The sequence below is a fragment of the Planktothrix sp. FACHB-1355 genome, from assembly GCF_014748295.1.
Taxonomy (GTDB): Bacteria; Cyanobacteriota; Cyanobacteriia; order Cyanobacteriales; family Aerosakkonemataceae; genus Aerosakkonema; species Aerosakkonema funiforme_A.
On record NZ_JACJUP010000982.1, the window covers coordinates 1 to 2,740 of the forward strand.

Below are 2,740 nucleotides of genomic sequence, written 5' to 3' on the forward strand. Positions count from 1 at the left end.
ATTTGAAATCTGCAATCTAAAATTTAAAATTTCCTTCCCGATTTCAAACTAGCGCCAGAGATGGTTCTCTGTCATCTTCCTGCCAGTTGGCGTTACCATCGTCAGTGCAGGCAAGATGTGCGATCGCCCTATCTAAAATATCAAACCCCTGTTCGAGAGTTTCGATTACCGATAATTGACCCCGCAATTCACCAGCACCTGCAAAACCTTTCGCGTACCAAGTCATGTGCTTGCGTGCTTGTCTAATTCCCGGTTCTCCCTTGTATTCCCACAACATTTGCAAATGGTCTTTCGCACATTCCAGCCGTTGAATTGGTGTTGGCGGTTCCTTCTCTTTCCCCGTTTTCAAGAAATAGTCAACTTCTCCCACTAAGAAAGGATAACCCAACGTTCCTCGCGAACACATCACCCCATCAGCACCAGTTTCTTCTAAGCAACGTACCGCAGCTTCCACAGAAAAAATATCGCCATTGGCAATCACGGGAATAGAAAGAATTTCTTTCACTTTACGAATCCATTCCCATCTGGCATTGCCATTATAACCTTGAGCGCGAGTGCGACCGTGAACGGTAATCATTTTCGCGCCAGCATCTTCCATCCGCTTGGCAAAATCGAGAATAGTTATTTCTTTATCCGACCAACCGATGCGAGTTTTTACGGTGACTGGAACATCCACCGCTTTGACTACTTCCCTCACAATTGCCTCAGCTACTTCCGGTTGTCGCAATAAAGAAGAACCGCCACCATTTTTAGTAATTTTATTGACGGGACAACCCATATTGATATCAATTGTATCTGCGCCTTCTGCCACTGCTTTAATAGCAGCTTCAGCCAAAAAATCCGGACGACAGTCAAACAGTTGAATGCTAATCGGTCGTTCGTTCGGGTCTACCTCCATAATTTTGGGCAACTGTTTGACGTAATGCAGTCCCGTCGCATTCACCATTTCCGTGTACATCATCGACTCTGGCGCGTAGCGACGCACTAGGCGACGGAATACCAAGTCGGTGACGCCAGAGAGAGGTGATTGCAGCACCCGGCTATTTACTTCAAACTTGTCTATTTTCAGAGGAGTGGAGAGTCTGGCTTGCAGACTGGGAGATAGAGATAGCATATCGACTGGAAGGCGATCGAGCTTTTCTATTGTAGATTATTCTTAGGTACTTTGTTGCGCTTCAGCGCTCTTTAAGATAGCGCTAAAGCGCAACAACATAGTTTTTTATTCTGGTAATTCGCCAAATCTTTCCCGATATCGAGCGAGTAATTCTTCTGCGGTCAGATAGCGATTACCTCGCTCATCAAACCAATACAATACCTCAAGTTGCGATCCCCCATCATTATACCTACCTCTGCCAATTCCCAAACCTACTTCCGGCATCCAAAAAGGCTCGCCAATTTGCTGTTCGTACTCGCCATTAACTAAACGATAAACTTCAAAAGGTTGATGTTGGTCACGTCGCCAATAGTAAGGATTATAAACCACATAATACAATACACCTAACTTTGCATAAATATCCATCTTTTTATCGTATTCGCCGCCGTAAGTTTGCGAGACTATTTCTAGGGCAAAAATCGGGGGAATATTGTTTTCTTCCCAAACCACATAACTGACGCGCAAAGCATCGCCTTTAAACCGTTCTACTCCTAAACTCAAGAAGCCGTCAGGAACAACGGGTACGAGAGGACTAACTCCCGTCGTGTGATAGATTGCCATATCCACGCCAAAAAACCAATCATTGCGCTGGTTCCAGTAGAATTTGAGCAAGAATAAAAGTAAATTGGGAATAAAGTTTTGATTTTCGTTATCCACAGGCGTATCGTCGGAATTAGGGAGTTCAGCACCAGTTGGTAAGCGAATTTCGCGATCGAACTGTACCATAATAGGCTGGCCGATAATTGATTAATTAATTGTATCACTGAGAAACCGGGTGTTGCCAGACAAAGGAGAAGAGAGCAAAATCGCGAGCTTATACAGTATAGACCATCGCGCGATCGCGTCCCTGATTCTTGGCTACATAAAGCGCCTTATCTGCATTAGCAATTAAATTTTCTGGGTAGGTTTCTGCGGTTGGAATTAAACTGGCTATTCCCAAACTTAATGTAAGATATTGGCTGACTTCAGAATTAGCGTGTGGAATAGCGAGAGATGCGATCGTTTTTCGCATCGACTCGGCAACTGTTAATGCTCCTTCTGTATTAGTATTAGGCAAAATTGCGATAAACTCTTCGCCACCGTAACGAGCAACTAAATCTATGGAACGTTGGGTAACTTTCGCAATATTTTGCGCGACCAGCATCAAACAATCATCTCCCTCTTGATGTCCGTAGCTATCGTTATAGAGTTTAAAATAATCGATATCAATAATAATTATAGCCAGAGGTTTTTGTTCTTCTTGGTGTATTTGCCACTCTTTAGCAAAATAGTTATCAAAGCAACGTCGGTTGGCAATTTTGGTGAGAGTATCTATGTTGCTTAATTCTTCCAGTTTTGAATTAGCCTGCTCTAAAGCATGATTAATTTGAATCAGCTTTTCAGCTTGAGAGCAAGATTGTTCTAATAATTCTGAATGCTTTAATGCGACACTAAATTGGGCAGCTAACTGTTGTACAAACTGAATTTCAACCGCTGTCCAAGAACGCGGAGAGCTACATTGATAAACGCACAGAAGTCCCCAGAGATGGTTTCCTTCGAGCAGTGGGACTGTAATTTGAGCTTTGATTTGAAATTGATCTAGTAGTT

3 protein-coding genes are annotated in these 2,740 nt (G+C 43.2%); all 3 read right to left on the reverse strand.

The features are described from left to right. Nucleotides 1–43: 43 nt before the first annotated feature. Complete coding sequence (gene dusB / locus H6S82_RS27870) at nucleotides 44–1,114, reverse strand: tRNA dihydrouridine synthase DusB (RefSeq protein WP_190468021.1); 1,071 nt, start codon at nucleotides 1,112–1,114, stop codon at nucleotides 44–46. Nucleotides 1,115–1,219: 105 nt separating this feature from the next. Then, entirely contained in the window at nucleotides 1,220–1,879 is a 660-nt protein-coding gene (locus H6S82_RS27875) for a Uma2 family endonuclease (RefSeq protein WP_190468024.1), read from the reverse strand. 88 nt (nucleotides 1,880–1,967) lie between these two features. Then, nucleotides 1,968–2,740: sensor domain-containing diguanylate cyclase (locus tag H6S82_RS27880; RefSeq protein ID WP_191057081.1), on the reverse strand; the 773-nt coding region annotated here is incomplete at its 5' end.